Consider the following 23,381-nt stretch of genomic DNA (forward strand, 5'->3'; position numbering starts at 1 on the left):
TTAATAGTAGATTCAACTGTGTTTATTGCAATGTATTCAATAAAATTAATAAAAAAATCAGTGCGCTGATAAAAATACAATAGAAGTAATAGAAATGAAGTTTTATAAACTAGGAAGGTGAGTTTCTATTTACTTGGGAAGCTTGTAAAAGTGGTGGCCCCTCCCAGACTCGAACTGGGGACCTAACGATTATGAGTCGTGTGCTCTAACCAACTGAGCTAAGGGGCCATCTCTGTATAACTGTAAGCAGTTAATTTTTGAAGCATTTAGCCACAGAGCGACTAAAGCGGGTTGCAGTATAAAAAGTTTTTAGGGGCTTGTCACTAGCAAAAAGCTTTATTTTAGCAATCAAGGGGCTAACTGCTCAAATAGTAGGCTTTGAGGTTTTGTTAGTGATGAGTTTTGTAAAACAAATCCATTTATTAATAGCAGCCTGAGTAACTAATTCACATACCTTTGGGAGCACTTAGCAACTCAGTATTAAATGTCCTGCTATGCTGCTACATTATTTTTTGGCAATAATGTAAATCGCATGAATTAATCCAGGGAAATAGCCGAGCAAAGTTAGCAAAATATTTAACCAAAAATGCATCCCTAGTCCTACCTGTAAAAACACACCCAGTGGTGGTAATAAAATAGAAAAAATAATTCTAATGATATCCATAATTTAATCCTTATAATGTTAGCAAAGCAAAAAGCCCAGCAGGGCTGGGCTTTAGTATAGTGTATTATTCTGCAATAACAGTTAATTCATCAACTACCTTGCGAACATCTTCAGCGTTTTTAGCAATTTCCATCGCTAATTGCTTTTCAGCATCAGACTCAACTGTACCTTTAAGAGTTACCACACCATTATCGGTATCAACATCAATGTCTGTACCACCTACTTCAGAATCAAATAAGTAACGTGTTGTGATCACTGTAGTGATTTTAGCATCTGTTAAATCACTTTCAGTGTCGTTACCCATCATTTCAGAATCATGCTTCTTCATGTCGGTGTTTTTTACCACAGTTAGACTGTTTTCAACGTCAGTTACACCATCTAGGCTTAGCACGAGTTCTTCAGCAAGCTCTTTATCTACTTCGCTGTTTACTTTACCTGTTAGCATTACCTTGCCGTTTTTTACGTCCGTGTTGATATCAAAGTTATTTAGATTGGTGTTCATAAGCAATACTGTTTCTGCTTTCCCATCAATCCAAGCATCTTTGCTTTCGTTTTCCCAACTGCTTGCCTGAGCGCCCATTGCGGTTGTTCCTAATACTAGGGCTGCAATCATAGACTTATTAAATGTTTTCATAATCGTTCTCCTTTTGATTAAAGACACTTAAGCTAATGCGAGCATCGGGCCAACATTTTTTAACCTTTAATTTCAATAGCTTAATTTAAAATAGTAGATGTTGGCTTAAACCTACTAAGTAAACATTTACAGACTATTGCGTAAAAGTTTCTCGAATAGCGAAACTTACTAAATAATTGTATATTTGGTTAATCTGTCGTTAATATAATAAAGAATCAAAAACCCAAAATCATAAACCACTGAATTTAAACAATTTAATATTTGGTATAAGGCTTGCTTTGAAATAACCAGCAATCATAAAAGGATAATTTAAATGTCTGTTAAAATTGAAGACCGCCCTATTGAGCAAGTTCGTGAGCAAGTGATTGATCAGCTCATTTATAACTACAGCCATGGTGTTATTTCTGTAGAAGCATTTGAAAGGCGCTTAGACGACGCCATGGCAGCGAGTGACAATAAAGCACTTATGGATCTCGTTGAAGATTTAACTTTAAATACTGACCAGCAATATAAGGCGCAAAAGCACTCTCAGTTTGCACCTAATTATAGCGCGCAGCATGAGACTGATGAAGAGCCACTTACATTAAGAAGCATTCTTGGTTCAAGTGAACGAAGCGGCCAATGGGTAGTTCCTCAAAACATTTATATAGAAAACTACATGGGGTCAATCAATCTTGATTTTACAGATGCGATTTTTACCCACCAACATGTCACTATTCACGTTAATTGTTATTTTGGCAGCGAAGAAATATATGTACCAGAGCACGTTAATGTAGTTTCTAAAATGTTTTGTATTTTAGGCAGTTTTGAAAATAAAACAGTGTCACTTAATAAGCGCCAAGGGCCAACGATTCACATTGAAGGAAAAACTGTTTTAGGCTCTGTGGAAGTTAAAGTTAAACGCACTATTAAAGAAAAATTTATTAGCTTTGCAAATGATCTAAAAACTCAACTTGGCATGAATGGTAAACATTATTAAATATGCTAAACATTGAATGAAGCCATAATCGTTGGCTTCATTCATATTATAAGTCGTTATTTCGCTCAATAGGTACATCACTCATGTACTCTACAAACTCAACTTCAAACCCTGCGGGATCAATATAATAAATGTTTTTTCTAAATGGATTTACAGCACCTTCTTTACTTATTGCAAAGCCCGCATGTTTTAGGCGCGCTATTACTGCATTTAAGTTATTGGTTACATAGGCAAAGTGTGCCAAACCAATTTGATGTCCTGATAGGTCGCGGTTTTTCCCTTCACCGTGATCGCTTATAGCAATATATTGCTCGTTATCACCAAAATGTACCCAGCGCCTTGCTTTACCATACCAAGTTCCTTCCCCCTCACTTCTAATTGACCAATAGGGAAACGCTGCTTGGTAAAACTTAAGCATGGCGTTTATGTCACTAACAACTAAATTTACGTGTTCTAATTTCATAACTTTCTTCCTGTTAATTGAATATAGAACATCATAAAACCTCAAGTTAACTTTAGGTAAAGCGCTAATTTACAAATTTATTGTCTGTTTTTATTCCGATAAATATATTGAAAGATCATACCTGTACAAAAAACACTCACAAGTATTTAGGCTTTATGGTTTACTTTATGGCAAAAACCGCTAAAATACGCCGGCTTAAATATATAAACGTTCTTTTACAACCCAAAGGTAATACCATGCATCCAATGTTAAACATTGCGGTTCGCGCTGCGCGTAACGCAGGCAAGCTTATTCTTCGTGCAAGTGAAGACTTATCAAAAGTTGAAGTGCAACAAAAAGGCACTAATGATTTAGTTACGAACATTGATAAAGAAGCCGAAGCCGTAATTCGTGACACTATTTTACGTTCTTACCCTGATCACTGCATCGTTGGTGAAGAGTTAGGTGAACACAAAGGTAAGGATGCTGATTACCAATGGATTGTTGACCCACTTGATGGCACAACTAACTTCATCAAGGGTATCCCTCATTTCGCAGTATCAATTGCACTTAAAGTTAAAGGTCGTTTAGACCAAGCCGTAATTTACGATCCAATTCGTGGCGAGCTTTTCACCGCTTCTCGTGGTCAAGGCGCACAGTTAAACAGCAAACGTTTACGTGTATCTAAAACGGTTGAACTTGCCGGTTCTGTTCTTGCAACAGGTTTCCCTTTCAAACAAAAACACCACTTAGATGCCTATTCTGAAGCATTTAAAGCATTATTCGTACATACCGCTGATATTCGTCGTGCAGGTTCTGCAGCACTTGATATGGCATATGTTGCAGCGGGTCGTGTTGATGGTTTCTTTGAAATTGGTTTAAAACCGTGGGATACAGCAGCAGGCGAGCTATTAGTTAAAGAAGCTGGCGGCATGGTTGTTGATTTTGCTGGCGGTAATAACTACAACGTGAGCGGTAACGTTATTTGTGGTGCACCTAAGCTAACACAAGCGATTGTTCGTGAAATGCGCCCAGTATTATCTGAGTCGTTATTACGTTAATCGTAATACCGCACTAAAAAAAGGAGCCGAGGCTCCTTTTTTGCTTTTTGTTAGCCACTTTTTTTACTATTGGATAAACGCACAACAGCGGGTGCAGGCCTTCTTCGATTACAAATAAATAAGTAGCTGTGACGATAACGTTTTGCTTCTTTTTTAGCATCTGTGGCTAATGCCGCTACTTGATGGCTATTTTTACACTGCTGCAGATCCGGCTCAACTAAACCTATCGATAATGTAAGTAAAGGTACAAACTGCTTTTCGCCCTCTCGATTAGTTGCCCAATACCCTTTTCCAGCAATATGCTCTGGCGTAAAAAATACGCGTGACTGCAGTTCAAATTGCGTGATAATGGTATTACAAACCTCCACCGCATCTTTTTTTTCAAACACCACCATAAAGTCATCGCCACCAATATGCCCGACAAAGTTAGCGCTGTGCGCACACGCTTTTACAGTCACATCGGCCAGAAGTTTTATCACGCTGTCCCCACTGGCATAACCATACAGATCGTTAAATTGTTTAAAATGATTTAAATCGATATAAGCTAGTGAAAATGGCTGTTTATGTTGCAGACGCTGCTCTATTACTTCACTAATTGCCACATTACCCGGTAACATGGTCAGAGGGTTAGCATGTTGGGCGTGGCGGATTTTTTCAGCGGTAATGTGCTTTAATATGTCCCTGAGCGGTGCCAAACCTAAATATTTATTATTACTTGTGATAACAATATGGCGACGAATATCAAAGTCTTGCTCTGTTATTTGCTGAGAGACAATATCAAGCATTTGATTTTCATCAACCACCAAAGGCTGTTTATCCATTAACTCAGTGACTTCGCATTTATCATAAAGTGCATGCCCGTATGGCGCGGCAAACACTTCTGTTAGCTGATCTTTGTGTAACAGCCCTATTGGCTGCTGATTGCTATTTAAAACGGGTAAGCTAATTATGCGTTTATCTTGCTCAAAAAGCGCATGAGCTTCTTTACAACGCGTGTGACTGCTAATGGCAGGCTGAGCAACAGCAAGCACCCCGATAGCCATTGATTGTTCAAACTTTGATCCTGCTTGAGTCAATGTAAATGCTTGCAACTGCTTACAGTTATAGTCATAGCTTGGTTGTTGGCTGGGTCTTTCTAACAAAAATCCCTGAACATGACTTATGCCTATACTTTTAACTAAATCGAGTTCTTCAGTACGCTCAATTCCCTCTGCAATCACCGCTGTATTTGTTGCCCGCGCTAACACCACAATTGATTTTAGAAATTCTTTTTTAACTTCGCTTTGATCGCAATGATCAATAAAGTAACGATCAATTTTTACAATATCTGGGCATAATTGCGACCATTGCTTTAGACCGGAATAACCTGCACCAAGATCGTCAATAGCAATAGTGAAGCCTAGCTCTCGATAATGAGCAATGGTTTTTAACAGTAAAAAGCCATCATCTACTTTTTCTTGTTCGGTGACTTCAATCACCACACGATTAGCCGCAAGACCAAACTGTTCAATTAAATGTAAGGTTTCGCCTTTAGGGTGGCTCGGATCGAGTAGAATTTTTGGGCTGACATTTAAAAATAACTTCCCTTGTAGATTTAGTTTTACAAAGTTTTCTATGGCGCGAGAACGGCATAAAAGCTCAAGCTCTGAGATCAATTGATATTTATGAGCCGTTTCGAATAGCTTATTTGGCATCGCTAATGGGCTATTTTTAGGGCCTCGACTCAGCGCTTCATACCCAATAATAGATTGCTTAGTTATATCAAAAATAGGTTGAAACAAGGTTGTTATTGCCCCTTGTTGTAAGATTGACTCTAAGGCTTTACGTTGCTCAGTCACTACTAGCTCTGATCAAAATTAAATAAGAGTAATAAAATATCAAGCTCGTATGACAATTATATGTCTTACACGCTAAGCAATAAAAAACCGCTCACAAGGAGCGGTTTTTTAAAAAGGATAATTTAATCTCAATTAAGGCATTGAGTCTAAATCGGCACCTTCTTTTTCAATCACCTCTGGTATTAAATCTTCTTTACTTACGCCCATGGCAATAGCCACCGAGCTGGCAACGTAAACTGAAGAATAAGTACCAATAAATACACCAAATAATAGTGCGGTAGCAAAGCCATGAATAGTTTGGCCGCCCCATACAAAGAGTGCAATCAATACTAAAATAGTGGTAATTGATGTAACTAAAGTACGATTAAGTGTTTGCGTAAGTGACAGGTCAATAATTTCAATGGTGTCGTCAATACGTACTTTACGGAAGTTTTCACGGATACGGTCTGATACAACAATGGTATCGTTTAGTGAGTAACCTATCACGGCGAGTATTGCAGCCAAAATAGTTAGGTCAAACTCTAAACCAAGCACCGAGAATAAACCAATCGTAATGATTACATCGTGTAATAGTGCCCCCACCGCACCCACAGCAAAGCGCCATTCAAAGCGAAATGCTACGTAAATTAAGATACATATAAGCGCAGTTAACATGGCAAGGCCACCCTGCTCTTTTAAGTCTTCACCTACGCTTGGGCCTACAAACTCAATACGGCGCATTACTACGCTATCATCAGCTTGTTTAAGGGCAGCAATTACTTGGTTACCAATTACTTCTGCTTTTACATCATCACCGCGAGGGGCTAAACGGACCAGTATTTCTTGGCTTGAGCCAAAAAGCTGTACCGATGCATCAGCAAAGTCGTTTTCAGCCAGTACATTACGTACTTTTTTCAGATCGGCAGGTTGTGAAAAACCTACCTCAACTGCTGTACCGCCGGTAAAATCTAAACCGAAATTTAAGCCTTTAACAAAAAGTGACGCCAGCGACGCTATGATTAATAACGTAGAAAAGCCCATTGCCACTTTTCGAAGAGACATGAAACGAAGGGTTTTTCCGCCCAATCTTAAAATTTGCATGTCTGCTCCTTAAATTGAAAGTTTATCAACACGTTTACCACCAATAAATAGGTTGATCACCGCACGGGTACCTACAATTGCTGTAAACATAGAGGTTAAAATACCAATTGCTAGGGTTACCGCAAAGCCTGCAACAGGACCGGTACCAACAGCAAACAAGATAATCGCCGCAATTAATGTGGTGATATTGGCATCAAAAATAGTACTAAAGGCACTATCGTAACCAAAATGAACCGCTTGTTGAGGGCTGCGGCCATCAGCGAGCTCTTCACGAATACGCTCAAATATAAGTACGTTCGCATCAACAGCCATACCCACGGTTAATACAATACCTGCGATACCCGGTAGGGTAAGCGTTGCACCTGGAATTAACGACATTATACCAATAATAAGTACTAAGTTGGCAGCCAGTGCGATATTCGCAACAAGACCAAAACCTTTGTAGTAAATAAGCATAAAGGCCAGTACAAACGCAAAACCTAAGGCTACAGCGGTCATACCTGCTTCAATGTTTTCTTGACCTAGGCTTGGCCCAACCGTACGTTCTTCTACTATTTGAATAGGCGCAACCAGTGCACCCGCGCGAAGTAGTAAACTTAAGTTATGTGCTTCAGCGGGGTTATCAATACCGGTAATACGGAATGAACGGTCAAGACGCGCTTGAATGGTTGCTACGTTAATCACTTCTTCCACTTTAATTGGTGGAAGTGCTTTACCTTCGCTATCTTTTTTACCCGATGGCTTGTACTCAATAAACACGGTAGCCATACGTTTACCAATAGCACGTTTGGTGAAGGCATTCATTTTTGCCCCACCTTTACTATCGAGTTTAATGCTTACTTGTGGACGCTGGTATTCATCTGCACCTGACTGCGCGCCAGTAATATGGCTACCTTCAAGAATAATGCGCTTTTTTAGTACCACAGGATAACCATCGCGGCTCATGATCATTTCAGTACCCGGTGGGATACGACCTTGAGCAGCGGCGCTTATGTCAGCATTTTCGTCAACTTCACGAAACTCAAGCGTGGCCGTAGCACCTAAAATTTCTTTAGCGCGAGCGGTATCTTGAATCCCTGGTAATTGCACAATAATACGTTCAGCACCTTGGCGCTGAACGTTTGGCTCTGCAACCCCAATTTGGTTGATACGATTACGAATAATCGTTTCGTTTTGCTTGATAGCATAGTCACGAATTTCTTTTAGCTTTAGCTCACTCATAGTGGCAAAGAATGCGTTATCGTTACTGCTATCATCAATGTAAACGTTTAATGGGTAACGGCTTTCTAAAAAGCGCTCTGCGGCTTCTTTATCTTCTTCGTTACGCATTTCTACACGCATACGCTCTGAACCTGCTACGCGGCGCACACTACGATAACGTAGTTTTTCTTCGCGCAGATCGCTACGAAAATCTTGCTCCATTTGCTCAAGCTGATTATCAACCGCAGTGACCATGTCGATTTCCATGGTGAAATGTACACCACCACTTAAATCTAGGCCTAACTTCATAGGATTACCGCCAAGCGACTTTAACCAAGCCGGTTGTGCCGGTGCCATATTAATCGCTGAGATATAATCGTCACTAAGTGAGTTACGCAATAAGTCTTGCGCTTTTAGTTGGTCTTCAACGTTTTTAAAACGAACAAGAATTTGCCCGTCTTCGAGTTTCGTCGATTTAGCGCTGACGTTATCTTTTTTGAGGATTGCGTTTACTTTGTCTACAACACTGAGGTCGACATCGGTGCCTTTAGCGCCAGAAACTTGTATGGCCGGATCGCGGCCATACAAGTTTGGTGAAGCATATAAAAGGCCAATGGCTAACACAGCTAAAACAAGTAAATACTTCCAAATTGGAAACTTGTTTAACACGGGGCCGTCCTTATTATTTTTATAGCGACTTCATTGTGCCTTTAGGCAGTACAGCAGATACTGCTGATTTTTGAACAGTTACTTCTGCTTGCTCATTTAATGAGATCACGATGAAGTCTTTATCTTCAGCAATTTTTACGATTTTACCCACTAAACCACCTTGGGTTAGCACTTCATCGCCTTTTGCCATCGCGCTCATTAAGCTTTTATGCTCTTTTACGCGCTTAGCTTGCGGGCGGTAAATTAAAAAGTAAAAAACCAAACCAAAAATCGCTAACATAATTAGCATTTCCATACCGCCGCCTGCTGCAGGTGCGCCAGCGCTTGCATGTGCGTTTGAAATAAATAAACTCATAATACTTCCTCTTTAATTTTTAAATTTTAATTTGTTGTATCAGCTAGCTCTGGCACTTCTTGGCCTCGGCGAGCGTAAAAATCGTGTACAAATGTCTCTAGTTGACCTTCGCTAATAGCATTACGCAAACCTTCCATAACACGTTGATAGTATCGTAAGTTATGGATAGTGTTTAGTCGTGCGCCAAGAATTTCGTTACATTTGTCTAAATGATGCAAATAAGCACGCGAATAATTCTTACAGGTATGGCAATCACACTCTGGATCAAGTGGGCCAGTATCTGTTTTATGCACTGCGTTACGGATTTTTATGATGCCAGTTGTAATAAATAAGTGACCGTTACGTGCATTGCGCGTTGGCATTACACAGTCAAACATATCTATACCACGGCGAACCGATTCAACTAAGTCTTCTGGCTTGCCAACACCCATTAGGTAACGCGGTTTGTTTTCTGGCATTTTATAAGCACAATGATCAAGAATATTAATCATTTCATGTTTAGGCTCACCCACCGATAAACCACCGAGTGCATAACCATCAAAACCAATCTCTTCAAGGCCCGCTTGTGATTGTGCACGAAGCTCAGGATACATACCGCCTTGAATAATACCAAACAATGCTGATGGGTTGTCGCCATGCCCTTCTTTAGAACGCTTAGCCCAACGAAGAGAAAGCTCCATAGAGTCTTTGGCTTCTTTTTCTGTGGCAGGGTACGGCGTACATTCGTCAAATATCATCACGATATCTGAGCCAAGATCACGCTGCACTTCCATTGACTTTTCTGGCGACATCATAATTTGGTCACCATTTACAGGCGATTGGAACATCACGCCTTCTTCAGTGATTTTACGCATTGCACCAAGGCTAAATACTTGGAAGCCGCCTGAGTCAGTTAAAATTGGGAAGTCCCAATTCATAAAGTCGTGTAAATCACCATGCTGTTTAATGATTTCAGTACCAGGGCGCAACATTAAGTGAAATGTATTGCCCAAACAAATTTGTGCACCCGTTGCTTTTACTTCATCAGGTGTCATACCCTTAACCGTGCCGTAAGTACCCACAGGCATAAACGCCGGTGTTTCTATTACACCTCGGTCAAAAATCAAGCGGCCGCGGCGCGCTTTACCATCAGTGCAGTCTAATTCAAATTTCATAATATCCTCTGCGTCGGAAAAACAGTCCAACAAGCTATAATTTAACCGCTCGATTCTACCCTTTTTACCACCCTATTACTATTAGCAGTGAGAAATTCACTATACCTAGGAGTAAATATAAACCGATGACGCTGTAAATTATTTACGGGTCAAAAACATCGCATCGCCATAGCTAAAAAAGCGATACTGTTGTTCAATCGCCGTATTGTAAGCGCCCATAATGTTGTCTTGCCCTGCAAAGGCACTAACTAACATGATCAGAGTTGATTCGGGTAAATGGAAGTTAGTTACCATGGCATCAACAACGTTAAATTGATAACCCGGAAAAATAAAGATATCGGTATCGCCAAAGTAAGTATCTAGCTCGCCGCCATGTATTTTTGCTGCAGACTCAAGTGAGCGTACTGAAGTTGTACCTATAGCAATCACTCGCCCGCCTTTGGCTTTGGTGCTTGCAACCGCATCCACCACATCTTGTGGCACTTCAATATATTCAGAGTGCATGATGTGCTCATCAACACTCTCAACTCTTACAGGCTGAAAGGTGCCAGCACCAACGTGCAAGGTTACAAACGCCATTTGCACGCCTTTATCTTTGAGCGCAGCCATGAGTTTATCGTCAAAATGAAGACCTGCCGTAGGTGCAGCAACAGCGCCTGGCTTTTCGCCATATACCGTTTGGTAACGCTCACGGTCGGCTTCGTTATCTGGGCGGTCAATATAAGGAGGAAGCGGCATGTGGCCCACATCATTTAAAATATCGAGCACATTTTCATTGCGGTCAAACTCAAGCTCAAATAAGGTATCATGGCGTGCCACCATAATAGCTTTTGCTTTGCCCTCTAAAATGAGTACATTACCTGGCTTTGGGGATTTACTCGCACGAATATGCGCAAGTACGCGGTGTTCGTCTAATACGCGTTCAACGAGTACCTCAACTTTACCACCAGACTCTTTTTGACCAAACATACGCGCAGGTATAACCTTGGTATTATTAAAAACCAGTAAATCGTTTTCGTTTACAAGCTCAAGTATGTCACTAAATATTTTATGCTCAATCTCACCAGTTGGCCCGTTTAGGCTCAATAAACGGCTACTCGTTCTATCTGCTTTAGGAAAACGAGCAATTAATTCATCAGGTAAGTCAAAGCTAAAATCAGCTACGCGCATTGTTAGAATTCCACATCATTTAAAATCGCGCCAAGTGTATACCCAAACCACCTCAAAATGCGAGTTTCAGTTGGAATTAAAAGCGATTTAGGCAAGGCATTGATTGCAAATAATAGTGGTTCTATTATTAATATCAATAACGCAGTATAAATCGCTTTTAAACCAACCCGTGGGCGTTTCACAGGGGCATACTCTCATCGTTGCTACTTCTTGAAAGGGACTACCATTACTGCAAAGTATCGCCTTGATATTAAGCCCCTGTGAAGCGCTGAATTCTGCATTTTGAGGTGGTTTGGGTATTTAACTATTAGTAATAAAGCTCAAGATATCCCACATATTCCCCCTAATTAGCCACCAATGAACTACATTTAAAATAGCGGTTAAATACGCTTGTTCTTATCGCTAAATATCATTACTCTTACTGTTTTATGATCTGCATCTCTCGGAGTGGTACCTACGTGGCAAAACAGCTTAAATTGCTAATATTGAATGCAAGTAATGATGAGCGCCAGACTATTCGTGCCACGTTAGAGAGGCTTAATGTGTTTGAGTTCATTGAAGCATCAGACAGCCAAGACGCCCTAAAAATATTAAAAAATCAAAGCGTAAATATAATCATAACCGGCTTAGATGTAGGTAAAATTGATGGTTGGCGGTTTTCCCGTATGATCCGCTCTGGATTACTAAACACGCCTAAAAACACGCCTATTTTGCTAATTCCGCCCATTTATTGTGAGCGAATCGCCGAAACTACCGCACGTAGCTATGGCATAGATGCGGTACTGCCTTTTGAGCGCCAAGATATTCTGCCGCAAATACTCGCAAATGTGTTGTCGAGCCATTTAGAAAAAAGTAGTCGCTTAAACCTGTTGTTATTAGAACCCTTTGCCAGCAGGGCAAATGATATGAGTGAGCAATTAAAACTTAACTTTGCTATCACCCATGTCACAACTGAAAAAGCGGCGCTAAGTGCTTATAATCAGCAGCCTTTTGCTATCGTGCTACTGGATGCCACAGCGGCACAAGCAGAAAGCTCAAATCAATTAGTCGAAAAAATTCTGCAGCATAACCCTCAGCAAGCCATTGTTACTATTATTGACAAAAACGATGCCGATTACGCCGAGCAGTTATTACTTTCAGGCGTTACCGACTTTATTCGCGCCCCTTACGACCCCTCATTTTTAAATAAAGTCTGTGACCACGCAGCTCGTCGTGAAGACTTTATGGTCAGCTATGCTGAATTTGCTAATAAGGTACAGCAGCTAAGTATTAGTGAAGTAAAATATCGCGACCTGTTTTCAGCACATCAACGTATTTTATTGCACCTAAATACCGTGGTGCTTGAGCTAGACCAGCAAGGCAATATTCGTTTTATAAACCCTGCATGGGAGTCTTTGAGTGGTTTTGGGGTTAAATCGACCTTGAAACAGCCATTAACTGCATTTTGTACCAAAGAGTATAAACAGTCGTTACAATCCACTATTGATGACATTTTACAAGGTGGCGCAAATAAACAAAAAATAGAAGTTAAACTGCAACAAAAAAACGGCAATTCGGTGTGGGTTGAATGCCGCCTCCAGCTAATAAAAAATAGCAGTAATAACGCGACCATTACCGCCACACTCGATAATATTCATGAGCGTAAGCAAGCTGAGCTTCAATTACGCCATTTAGCATTGCATGACACGTTAACCGGCCTACATAATCGTTATTACTTCGACCAACAACTTAACTATATTTGCCAAAGCGAAAATACCTATGCAAATATTGAGCATGCGCTTATTTATATCGATCTTGATCACTTTAAAATAATCAACGACAGTAAAGGCCACCAACAAGGCGATATTGTTTTAAAAGAAGTGGCACAACTGTTTATTGCCAATATTAGTAATGAGCACCTGATCTGCCGTGTGGGTGGCGATGAGTTTGCGGTGATCCTTAAAAACACCAATTTATTAGATGCACATTTAATTGCAGAGGGGATTTGTAGTGCCATTGAGGGCAACCAATTTAAGTCAGAAGATCAAGTGTATTCAATTAGCTGCTCTATTGGCTTAACACAAATTACTGCTGATAATTGCGACCCAAATGAATGTTTAAAGCAATCAGATATTGCGTTATATATTGCTAAAAATTTAGGCCGTAACTTAGTACATTGTTATTCAAAACAAGATGGTGAAAACAATGCGCTGCAAACGGGCTTAGAATGGGGTCATGGCGTACGCCAAGCTCTACAACAAGACAGTATAGAACTTCATTATCAACCCATTTGGGATTTTAAAACTAATCAGGTTGCTTACTTTGAAGTACTACTGAGATTAAAGCTCGACGACGAACTTATTTACCCAAATCAGTTTATTCCCTCATTGGAAATGCTTAACGACACCTTTTTAATGGATCAATGTGTTATTCGTAACAGTATTGCAAGTGTTGCTGCGCACCCAGAGCTTCTTCAGGTTGCAATAAATTTATCGGCACAGTCATTTTTAGATGAGCGTTTACTGCCGTTAATAGAGTCGAGCCTCGAAAAATACCAAGTGTCTCCGTCAAAAATTATTTTTGAAATAACTGAATCGGCTAGCATTAATAATTTGGCTGCCACTCGTAAAATGATTGAACGGTTAAATAATTTAGGCTGCCACTTTTCGATTGATGACTTTGGTACCGGATTTAGTACCTTTAATTATCTTAAACAATTACCAGCCCAGCATGTGAAAATTGACGGCTCATTTGTCCGCGATATGCTTAACGACTCCATTGATTTAGCGCTAGTAAAAGCTATAAACGACATCAGTCGGTCACTAGATAAGCGCTCTGTGGCTGAATATGTGGAAACCGCTGAAGTATTTTTTGCACTCAAAGAAATAGGCGTAGACTACGGGCAAGGCTATTTTATTGCTCGCCCTGTCCCTATCAACAAGGTACTGATTGAATTAGAAAAAATAAAGAACAACCCTATTTTTTATCAAGATACCCTCACATCACTATAAACATTAATAAACAAATTTAAGCAATTTATTACTACCAAAATTACCCATCTAACCTATACTTTGCTTATCGGCAGCACAATGTCATGAAAATTAAGTGATTACCTTGATTTTACATGACATCTTTATTTCTTATCGTCTAGATGTCTATACTCTTAAAGATGGACATTTGGTCATAAGGAGGATGTTTATGACGCAACTAATCACGTTATTATTGTTTATACACTTTGCTATTGCGCTTCAATGTTACAAGTATGCTCAGATTAAAGGCTACCCTGTAAAAACCTTTACAGTGCTTGGACTGGTGCCTTACTTCAATGTTGTTGTGTGGGTTTACTTATTGTTTTTACCGCCTCTAGAGAGCTACCATGGCCAGCACAAGCAGCCACTTTAATTCCCTGTGTTATTGAGCGTATTATCTCTAATACGCTTTTTTTTACGTTACTTAAAATCAACACTGCACTGCTTTTTCAAAAAGGCCTCTAACTGTTGGCTAAACAATTTAAAGTCACGAATCCGCCCCGTTGTTTTGCGCCACAGTACACCAATATCACGATAAGCATCACCTTGTGATGGCGTAGCAAGCATGTTTTTGTTTTCTAAAATACCCGCGTTAATCGCCATTTGCGGTAAAAAAGTCACGCCAAGTTTATACTCAACCATACTCAATAAAGTATGTAAGCTAGCCGCCTCAAAGGGATTTATACAGCTAGAGCGGTTTAAATGGCACGCACTGAGCGCATGCCCAGTCATACAGTGCTCTCGCTCAAGTAAAAATACACTCGCTTCTGGTAGTAAATTAAAGTCTTCAATGCCTTTAGCTGGTGTGTAGTCTTTATGGTGCACTAAGCTAAAATGATCTTGTGCAAGTACTTGTGTATGAAATTTATCGGTTTCGTAGGGCAGCGCTAATAGTGCCAAGTCAATTTGCCCATGCTCTAACTTATCAAGTAGCTTGTCGCTGGTATCCTCCACTAAAACTAACTCTAAGTCAGCAAACGTTTGCTGACAAAAGTGATAAAGAGGCGCTGCAATAAAGCTCGCAATCGTGGGAATAACACCGACCGTTAATGTGCCGCTAAGCGGCGTTAAAAAGCTTTTAGTAAGCTCTTTTAAGCTAATAGTGTCGTTAATGATTTTTCTTGAACGCTCAACAACCTCTTCACCAATGGTGGTAAACATAAGACTGCGATTTTCTCGTTCTATAAGCTGACACCCTAAGGTCTCTTCTAAGTTTTGAATTGCGGTGCTCAGCGTTGACTGGCCAATAAAGCAGGCACTTGCTGCGCGGCCAAAATGTTGATGCTGATGCACAGCTAATAAATACTGTAGCTGCTTTATACTAGGGAGATTGGTCATTTTTCTTTCCACAAATAAAAAGACCCCAACACCAAGGGCGTTGAGATCTTTTCAAGCTAAAAGTCTTTTAAGTACTTTTTATTAAACCCCAAAAGCGGTTCTTAGTACGTAGAAAATAACAATAGCAAGGGCAGCACCAACTGGCAATGTAATTACCCAAGAAACTACAATATTTCTTATTACACCCATATTAAGTGCGGCAATACCACGTGCCATACCTACACCCAACACGGCACCCACTAGGGTTTGTGTGGTTGAGATAGGTAAGCCTGTGCCCGATGCAATAACAACGGTAGATGCAGCGGCTAATTCAGCAGCAAAACCACGGCTTGGTGTTAAATGTGTAATTCCTTCACCAATGGTTTTAATTACTTTTTTGCCTAAAATAGCAAGACCGGCAACAATACCTAAACCACCCAGTGGTAATATCCACCAAGCAATAGCCGCTTTCTTCGCGATTTCACCATTATTTTCAACAATGTTTACAACAGCAGCTAGTGGTCCAATTGCATTAGCAACATCATTAGAACCATGAGCAAATGCCATACAACAGGCTGTTAGCACCATAAGTACTGCAAACACTTTTTCTACATTGTTGAACTGCATTTCTCTATCCGCTTTAGGATCGATATTTAAACGAGAAATCGCAATTTTACCAATAACAGCAACTAGTACCGCTATACCTATAGAAATAGCAAAACCTTCAAAGGTACCTAAATTAATACCAATGTGCTTTAAGCCTTTTTTAATGGTCACAAGTGCCATAATAAAGCCAGCTAAACCCATGTATATTGGTACAAAGCGCTTGGCATTTTTAAGTGGAGCGTCTGTATCAAATATCAGCTTTTGTGCACTCATAAATATTAAGTACGCTATAAAACCTGATATCGCCGGCGTTACAATCCAGCTACCTACGATACCGGCAACCTTACCCCATTGAATAGCCTCTGTGCCTACTGCAACCAGAGCAAAGCCAATAATAGCGCCAATGATTGAATGAGTCGTCGATACCGGCCAGCCTAAAAACGAGGCCATTAATAACCAACTGCCCGCGGCAAATAAAGAGGCGATCATACCTAAAATCATCAATTCAGGAATGTCGGCAAATGGGGCCGCATCAATAATCCCTTTACGAATTGTTGATGTTACTTCACCACCGGCTAAATAAGCACCTGCAAACTCAAAAATCATCGCGATAAAAATCGCTTGTTTAATGGTAAGTGCTTTTGAACCTACTGATGTACCCATCGCGTTGGCAACGTCATTTGCGCCAATACCATAAGCCATAAAAAAGCCGACTGCTGCGGCAATTAAAATTAATACCGTGCCGTAAGATGCAATGATATCCATTGTGTAACCTTAATCTTTCGTGTTTGAACTGATTTTAAATTAACGAGCTAACATCAGCTCAAGACGTGATCCTACGCGCTCTGCAATATCTGCAAGCTCGCCAACCCATTCAATGATTTTGTATAAAAACATTACATCTACTGGATTTAGCTCACTTTCTACTTTACGTAGTTGGCGGCGTATTCTAATTTGCATTTCATCCGTGTCTTGTTCTATGGCATCCAATTCTACGAGCATTTTTTCAACCAGAGTAACTTCTCTGCCTTTAAAGCCCGTTTCTAACAATTCTTCTAATTCATTAATCGCTTTAGATGCTTGTTTTGTTGCATCAACACAACGAGTTACATACGCCAAAAAGTCTTCTTGAATCTCTTTTGGTATGATCATCTCACGACCAATTACACGCCCAGCAATGTCTTTTGCCTTATTAGCAATTTTGTCTTGTTGGGTTACTAATTCGAGAAGGTCTGTACGCTCTACCGGCATGAATAATCCGCCAGGTAGTTGTAAGCGTATAGTTCTTTTCATTTCATCGGCTTCACGTTCTAAATTACGAATAGTTAAACGTAGCTCTTCAGCTTGTTGCCATTCTTCTTTAAAAACATGATTAAAAAAAGGTATCAAACTTTCGCTTGCTTGATGCGCTTTTCTGATGTGTTCTTCTATTGGTTTTATAGGTGATTTTGCAAAAACACCTAAAAAATTTGTTGGCATAACTGACCCTTTAATCAATTCAATATGCTGTTCAGCGTGAATTTTACAGCATTAAGCTAGATTGTGAACGCTTTTTCTCATTCAATTATTTACAAAAAATAAAAAAGGCAGTGTATTACTGCCTTTCTTATTTTCTAGTTATTCGTATCACTACAGTGATTTTTCAATATCTTCTTGAGATGTATGACGAATATCTTTACCGTTTACAAAATAAATGACATATTCAGCGATGTTTTGACAACGATCACCGATACGCTCTAATGAGCGAACAGACCATACTAAATCCATAATTTTTGGAATTGAGCGCGGATCTTCCATCATGTACGTCATTATTTGACGGGTGATAGCTTCATACTCTCTATCTACTTTAGCATCCTCTTTATGCACTTCAAATGCACGTTGCACATCCATACGTGCAAATGCATCTAAAACGTCATGCAGCATTTTAGATACTTGGCGACCCATATTTTCAATATTTACTAATAAATCTTGTTGATCCTTAGTAAATGAGTCTAGTGCAACTTTAGCAATTCGCTTAGCTTCATCACCAATTCTTTCTAAATCAGCAATGGTTTTTGCTATTGCAATTACTAAACGTAAATCACTGGCTGCCGGTTGGCGCTTAGCAATAATACGGGTGCAATCCTCATCAATACTGACTTCCATTGCATTAACTTTGTAGTCGTTTTCACGTACTTTTTGTGCCAATACCGCATCGTTTTTGCTAACTGCATCAAGCGCGCTATTAAGTTGTTGCTCAACCAACCCACCCATACTCAGTACATGGTTTCGCACATCTTCTAACTCTTGGTTAAAACGACCAGAAATATGTTTATTAATGTTGTGTTCCATAATGACCTTCTTTAATAATTCATTGTTTTAGCGTTTTAACCCGACTAGCCGTAGCGTCCGGTAATATAATCTTCAGTTTTTTTCTTCGTTGGTGTGGTAAATAAGGTATTGGTATCTGAATACTCAATGAGCTCACCCATATACATAAACGCGGTTTGATCAGATACCCGCGCTGCTTGTTGCATGTTATGAGTAACAATAACCACAGTAAACTTATTCTTTAAATCATTAATTAGTTCTTCAATCACTAAAGTTGAAATCGGGTCGAGTGCTGATGTTGGTTCATCAAGTAATAATACCTCTGGCTCTATCGCAATTGAGCGAGCAATAACTAATCGCTGCTGCTGACCACCCGATAAACCAAATGCGCTATCGTGAAGTCTGTCTTTTACTTCATCCCAAAGAGCCGCACCACGTAGCGATTGCTCTACCACTTCATCAAGCTTACGCTTTTCTTTAATCCCTTGCAGGCGAAGACCGTAAACCACATTCTCGTAGATTGATTTAGGAAACGGGTTTGGACGCTGAAACACCATGCCAACATTGCGACGAAGCGCAGCAACATCTACGCTTTTGTCGTAAATATTTTGCCCGTGCAGCATTATTTCGCCTTCTATGCGACAAATATCAACCAAGTCATTCATACGGTTAATACAACGCAGCAAAGTTGACTTACCACAACCCGACGGACCGATAAATGCCGTTACTTGGCCTTTCGGAATGTTCATATTTACTTTACTCAGTGCTTGTTTATCACCGTAGTAAAGGTCGAGATCTTTAATTTCTAGCGCTTTTTGTTCGTCTGTTAAATTATTTAAATCTAACTTCAAGCTTGGCTTTGCTTGGTTTACTTTTGGAGCGACTGTAATCATGTTTGTTACCTATACTAAATTAATGCTCAAGCGATCTGAATTTTTCACGTAAATGGTTGCGTATACCAATGGCGGTGATGTTAAGGGTAATAATAACCGACACTAACAAAAAGGCCGTTGCATATACCAGCGGACGCGCCGCTTCAACGTTAGGGCTTTGAAAGCCAACATCGTAAATATGAAAACCTAAGTGCATGAACTTTCTATCTAAGTGTATGTAAGGGAAGTTACCATCAAGCGGCAACGTTGGTGCCATTTTTACCACACCCACCAGCATAAGCGGTGCAACTTCACCCGCAGCACGAGCAACCGCTAAAATTAACCCCGTCATAATAGCAGGGCTGGCCATAGGAATAATGATTCGCCATAACGTTTCTACCTTAGTCGCGCCCAGTGCTAATGAACCATCACGTACTGTGCTTGGAATACGAGATAAACCTTCCTCGGTTGACACAATTACCACAGGCAGAGTTAATATAGCCAAAGTGAGTGCCGACCACATCACACCGGGTGTACCAAATACAGGCGTAGGCGATGACTCTGGGTAAAATAGTTGGTCAACACTGCCACCTACCATATACACAAAGAAACCTAGACCGAATACACCATATACAATTGACGGAACACCCGCTAAGTTAATAACCGCAATACGGATCATTTTAGTAATTGCGTTTTTAGCTGCATATTCATGCAAATAAATGGCGGCAACCACACCAAATGGCGTCACAATCACAGCCATTAACATCACCATGAATACCGTACCAAAGATAGCAGGAAATACACCGCCTTCGGTATTGGCTTCACGTGGGTCATCTGAAACAAACTTACCTAACTGCACAAAGTAATGGCCTAGTTTAGCAAAAAAGCCCATATCGTTTGGAAACCATACATCCAACACTTGATAAAGCGGGATAGTAACAATCTCACCACGCATATCTTTCACAGTTACTTGGTCACGCTTAGCTTGGTTACGCAGTGCAAATAACTCTTTTTCAAGCTCACCATATTGCGCACGTAAATCAGCACGGGCTTGAGCAAGTTCAGCTACGCGCTCATCAGTTAGCTCGTTATCAAGCAAATAAGCTTTTTCCTGTAAACGTAAACGCTCTAACTCGTAGTTTATATGACCAATATCACCATTTTGTAAATCCAGTGCTTCGTCATTTAAATCAACCGCACGCTCTACAAGATCATGTAATGTTTCAACTTTATCTGTAGTTATTGTTTCACCGTCTTTAATTACTGATTCTACATAACCGTAAAAGTTACCGTTTTTGCTACGCTCAAATACCGCGAGTGCTTTTGGTGCTGAGCTTTGTGTAATATCAGTTTCAAGTATCCAGCGAAAGTCTAAATCTACATACTCACGGTTACCGGTTTTAATTAGTAAACGCTCAACCTCGTCTTTTTCAAATTTAGAAACATCAATACCGGTTGCCGCTAAACGCGACTTAGGTACTAATTCACGGTCGTAAATTTCACCAATAACGGTTTGTTTAGTAATCGAGCCTTCAAGCTCATATTGCATAACTTGAGATGGCCAAAAAAAGCTTAATCCCTTCCATGCAATCATGGCGAGTAAACCAATTACTGAAATTAAACTGATGCTGACGGCACCACCGGTCATCCAAATCCAAGGAGAACCAGACCTAAACCACTGCTTTACCATGTCGTGTTTCTCCACTTACATTGAGCTATATTTTTCACGCAGCTGCTGACGAACAAATTCAGCAACGGTGTTGAAAATAAAGGTAAATATGAATAATACAAAGGCGGCTAAGAATAGAATTCGGTAATGCGAACTCCCCACTTCCGACTCTGGCATTTCGACGGCAATATTAGCGGCTAAGGTACGCATACCTTGGAAAATACTCCAATCCATAATCGGCGTATTACCGGTTGCCATCAGTACAATCATGGTTTCGCCTACGGCGCGACCTAACCCCATCATGACCGCAGAGAAAATACCTGGGCTAGCCGTAAGTAACACCACGCGAATTAGCGTTTGCCACTGCGTAGCACCTAATGCTAACGAGCCATTTGATAAATGTTTAGGCACACTAAATACCGCATCTTCGGCAATTGAGAAAATAGTTGGAATAACCGCAAAGCCCATCGCGATACCCACTACTAATGAATTACGCTGATCGAAGGTCATGCCTAATTCATTGGTTAGGTATTGACGCACATTGCCATCAAACATCCATAACTCAATACTTTCGCTCATCGCAAATGACAACCAACCAATAAATAACACCACAGGTATTAATAAAATTGAATGTGAGCCTTCAGGGATTTTATGGCGAATAACCGCAGGTAATTTATTCCAGCCTAAAGCGGTTGCTAAAATACCCAATGGCAGTAACACCAGTAAACCAACAATAGCCGGCAAGTGCTCTTCAATTAAAGGCGCTAACCACAAGCCAGCTAAAAAGCCGAGTATTACCGTTGGCAAAGCTTCCATTATTTCAACGGTCGGCTTAACCACTCGACGTAATTCGCTCGACATAAAGTAAGCGGTGTAAATAGCGGCTGAAATAGCAATAGGCACAGCAAATAACATTGCATACATAGCAGCCTTTAAAGTACCAAATGAAATTGGTACCAGTGAGAACTTAGATTCAAAATCATCACTTGCAGACGTTGATTGCCAAATATAACCCGGCTCAGGGTAACCCTCGTACCATACTTCTTGCCAAAGCGCTGACCACGTTACTTCTGGGTGTTCGTTATGAATTTCTAATACCGTTAGCTTGTTATCAGCCAAAATCAGCGCGGCATTTGAACGCGGAGCAATAGCAAACTGTTCAATTGCACCTTCACTGACTTTACCTTGCCACAACTTTGCTTCACTGGTTGTGTAATAAACACCTAGCTCACCATTTTGACCGGTTGTAAAAAAGGTGCGACGGTAAAACTCAGTAAAAATATTTAACTTACTTTGCTTGGTGGTTTCAAACGAACGAATTTTTTGAAACTCGCGACCTGAGTCAGTGTTTACTTCAAACCACTGCGATATTTCACCATTATCATTGGCCAGCATCAGGGAGTTAGCACCAGCTAATAATTGTGATGACACAATATTAGCGTTTTCTTCGTTGGCAGATAATAATTGGATTTGCTCTACTTCACTTGGGTAGCGAGTATCGAATACGTAAATTTGATTAGCAGAGCGAACAAATGTGCGGGTGGTATCCGGCGACATTAATAACTCATCTACGCGACCATCAACGTTCAATTCGGTACGTTCAACTTGCCATTCGACTTCACCGGTAAACATATTTTCTTCGGCTACAAAGCTGCTAAATACCACACGTTTATCGGCGGTAAGTGCCACAACGGCTGTTTTGTCCTCATAATGGCTAAAGGCAAAACGCTTAATAGCAGCACCTTGTTCATCAACTTCTAACGCCATCTCACCCAATGGATAACCTAAACGCGGGCTTAATTTACGTTCATTATTAGGGAAGGTGACTAAAAACTTAGGCGCAACAATAGTCACGGTGCCATTTTCTAAGCCATACGCATAATGACCTTGAAAAGGAGCACTATTTGCAAAGCTGGTTACCTTCGCAGGTAAAGTGGCATTAAGTGTTTTTAGTTTTTTACCAAAGTTTGCTTTATCAACACTATAGAAGTTAACTAGACCTTGATTATCAAGTAAGTAAGCAACCTCAGTTTGTTCTTCAACACCAAGCCCAACTATTTGCTCAGCATTAGCAACATTAAAGCTAGCGCGCTTTTCAACTTTAGCTGACTCGAAAATAGGCTGCACTACATAAAGAAGGTAAAAAAAGATCAATAGCAGTGCTATTAATACCATTATACCGCCTGCGGTTATGCCAAACTTAGCAAACCGGTCTTTAAATAGACGGCTTCGATCCGTATTAAAAGTCGGTTTATTCGGATTTGAAGTCATCAAAACACCCTTATATCTTAACGTTGGGCGCATTATATTTCATCAAAGTGACAGTAATGTTACAGTCGTAATAATTCTTTAC

Annotated in this window: 20 protein-coding genes and 1 tRNA gene; 4 read left to right on the plus strand and 17 right to left on the minus strand. The window is 40.2% G+C overall.

The annotated features are described in order from the left end of the window. Window positions 1-151: 151 nt before the first annotated feature. The 3 genes from QL984_RS16355 to QL984_RS16365 form a co-directional block, all read right to left on the minus strand. A tRNA-Ile gene (locus tag QL984_RS16355) sits at window positions 152-228 on the minus strand. Between the two features lie 277 nt (window positions 229-505). After that, window positions 506-664 (minus strand): YqaE/Pmp3 family membrane protein, encoded by a 159-nt coding sequence (locus tag QL984_RS16360; protein ID WP_008466367.1) that lies wholly within the window; start codon window positions 662-664, stop codon window positions 506-508. A 64-nt stretch (window positions 665-728) separates the two neighbouring features. Continuing rightward, window positions 729-1,298 carry a BON domain-containing protein gene (locus QL984_RS16365; RefSeq protein WP_013465983.1) on the minus strand — a complete coding sequence of 190 codons (570 nt, stop codon included), beginning with the start codon at window positions 1,296-1,298 and terminating at the stop codon, window positions 729-731. Window positions 1,299-1,611: 313 nt separating this feature from the next. Here QL984_RS16365 and QL984_RS16370 point away from each other — a divergent pair, with 313 nt between their 5' ends. Then, the gene (locus QL984_RS16370; protein ID WP_013465984.1) at window positions 1,612-2,277 is read left to right on the plus strand and encodes a LiaF domain-containing protein; all 666 of its coding nucleotides are present in this window, start codon (window positions 1,612-1,614) and stop codon (window positions 2,275-2,277) included. 46 nt (window positions 2,278-2,323) lie between these two features. Here QL984_RS16370 and QL984_RS16375 read toward each other — a convergent pair whose 3' ends face one another. Then, the gene (locus tag QL984_RS16375) at window positions 2,324-2,740 is read right to left on the minus strand and encodes a VOC family protein (RefSeq protein ID WP_290172967.1); all 417 of its coding nucleotides are present in this window, start codon (window positions 2,738-2,740) and stop codon (window positions 2,324-2,326) included. 236 nt (window positions 2,741-2,976) lie between these two features. Here QL984_RS16375 and suhB point away from each other — a divergent pair, with 236 nt between their 5' ends. Beyond that, window positions 2,977-3,780 (plus strand): inositol-1-monophosphatase, encoded by an 804-nt coding sequence (suhB, locus tag QL984_RS16380; RefSeq protein ID WP_010391751.1) that lies wholly within the window; start codon window positions 2,977-2,979, stop codon window positions 3,778-3,780. A gap of 50 nt (window positions 3,781-3,830) precedes the next feature. Here the strand turns inward: suhB and QL984_RS16385 are convergent, their stop codons facing one another. The 6 genes from QL984_RS16385 to queA all read right to left on the minus strand — a co-directional run bounded on the left by QL984_RS16385 (window position 3,831) and on the right by queA (window position 11,246). Beyond that, entirely contained in the window at window positions 3,831-5,618 is a 1,788-nt protein-coding gene (locus QL984_RS16385; protein ID WP_290172970.1) for a bifunctional diguanylate cyclase/phosphodiesterase, read from the minus strand. A 132-nt stretch (window positions 5,619-5,750) separates the two neighbouring features. After that, window positions 5,751-6,698, minus strand: coding sequence for a protein translocase subunit SecF (gene secF, locus QL984_RS16390; RefSeq protein WP_013465987.1), 948 nt, complete (start codon window positions 6,696-6,698; stop codon window positions 5,751-5,753). A 9-nt stretch (window positions 6,699-6,707) separates the two neighbouring features. Continuing rightward, a complete protein-coding gene (secD, locus tag QL984_RS16395; protein ID WP_290172971.1) occupies window positions 6,708-8,567 on the minus strand; it encodes a protein translocase subunit SecD in 1,860 nt (619 codons plus the stop codon). Window positions 8,568-8,586: 19 nt separating this feature from the next. Then, window positions 8,587-8,922: a preprotein translocase subunit YajC gene (gene yajC, locus QL984_RS16400; RefSeq protein ID WP_010391747.1), complete on the minus strand. Its 336-nt coding sequence runs from the start codon at window positions 8,920-8,922 to the stop codon at window positions 8,587-8,589. Window positions 8,923-8,948: 26 nt separating this feature from the next. Continuing rightward, window positions 8,949-10,076: a tRNA guanosine(34) transglycosylase Tgt gene (gene tgt / locus QL984_RS16405; protein WP_028835575.1), complete on the minus strand. Its 1,128-nt coding sequence runs from the start codon at window positions 10,074-10,076 to the stop codon at window positions 8,949-8,951. A 138-nt stretch (window positions 10,077-10,214) separates the two neighbouring features. Then, complete coding sequence (queA, locus tag QL984_RS16410; protein ID WP_290172974.1) at window positions 10,215-11,246, minus strand: tRNA preQ1(34) S-adenosylmethionine ribosyltransferase-isomerase QueA; 1,032 nt, start codon at window positions 11,244-11,246, stop codon at window positions 10,215-10,217. Window positions 11,247-11,704: 458 nt separating this feature from the next. Between queA and QL984_RS16415 the strand changes: the two genes are divergently transcribed. Beyond that, complete coding sequence (locus QL984_RS16415; RefSeq protein ID WP_290172976.1) at window positions 11,705-14,236, plus strand: EAL domain-containing protein; 2,532 nt, start codon at window positions 11,705-11,707, stop codon at window positions 14,234-14,236. 187 nt (window positions 14,237-14,423) lie between these two features. Further along, window positions 14,424-14,627 (plus strand): hypothetical protein, encoded by a 204-nt coding sequence (locus QL984_RS16420; RefSeq protein ID WP_008114823.1) that lies wholly within the window; start codon window positions 14,424-14,426, stop codon window positions 14,625-14,627. A 47-nt stretch (window positions 14,628-14,674) separates the two neighbouring features. Here the strand turns inward: QL984_RS16420 and QL984_RS16425 are convergent, their stop codons facing one another. The 7 genes from QL984_RS16425 to QL984_RS16455 form a co-directional block, all read right to left on the minus strand. Further along, complete coding sequence (locus QL984_RS16425; protein WP_290172977.1) at window positions 14,675-15,592, minus strand: hydrogen peroxide-inducible genes activator; 918 nt, start codon at window positions 15,590-15,592, stop codon at window positions 14,675-14,677. An 81-nt stretch (window positions 15,593-15,673) separates the two neighbouring features. Further along, a complete protein-coding gene (locus QL984_RS16430) occupies window positions 15,674-16,942 on the minus strand; it encodes an inorganic phosphate transporter (RefSeq protein ID WP_008114819.1) in 1,269 nt (422 codons plus the stop codon). Between the two features lie 39 nt (window positions 16,943-16,981). Beyond that, window positions 16,982-17,656 (minus strand): TIGR00153 family protein, encoded by a 675-nt coding sequence (locus QL984_RS16435; RefSeq protein ID WP_008114817.1) that lies wholly within the window; start codon window positions 17,654-17,656, stop codon window positions 16,982-16,984. Window positions 17,657-17,806: 150 nt separating this feature from the next. Continuing rightward, the gene (gene phoU, locus QL984_RS16440) at window positions 17,807-18,508 is read right to left on the minus strand and encodes a phosphate signaling complex protein PhoU (RefSeq protein WP_008114815.1); all 702 of its coding nucleotides are present in this window, start codon (window positions 18,506-18,508) and stop codon (window positions 17,807-17,809) included. A gap of 44 nt (window positions 18,509-18,552) precedes the next feature. Then, window positions 18,553-19,380, minus strand: coding sequence for a phosphate ABC transporter ATP-binding protein PstB (gene pstB / locus QL984_RS16445; protein WP_008114812.1), 828 nt, complete (start codon window positions 19,378-19,380; stop codon window positions 18,553-18,555). Window positions 19,381-19,399: 19 nt separating this feature from the next. Beyond that, complete coding sequence (gene pstA, locus QL984_RS16450; RefSeq protein WP_013465994.1) at window positions 19,400-21,049, minus strand: phosphate ABC transporter permease PstA; 1,650 nt, start codon at window positions 21,047-21,049, stop codon at window positions 19,400-19,402. Between the two features lie 15 nt (window positions 21,050-21,064). Then, complete coding sequence (locus QL984_RS16455) at window positions 21,065-23,299, minus strand: ABC transporter permease subunit (RefSeq protein WP_036956717.1); 2,235 nt, start codon at window positions 23,297-23,299, stop codon at window positions 21,065-21,067. Window positions 23,300-23,381 lie beyond the last annotated feature (82 nt).

The sequence above is a fragment of the Pseudoalteromonas sp. APC 3495 genome, from assembly GCF_030407645.1.
Taxonomy (GTDB): Bacteria; Pseudomonadota; Gammaproteobacteria; order Enterobacterales; family Alteromonadaceae; genus Pseudoalteromonas; species Pseudoalteromonas tetraodonis.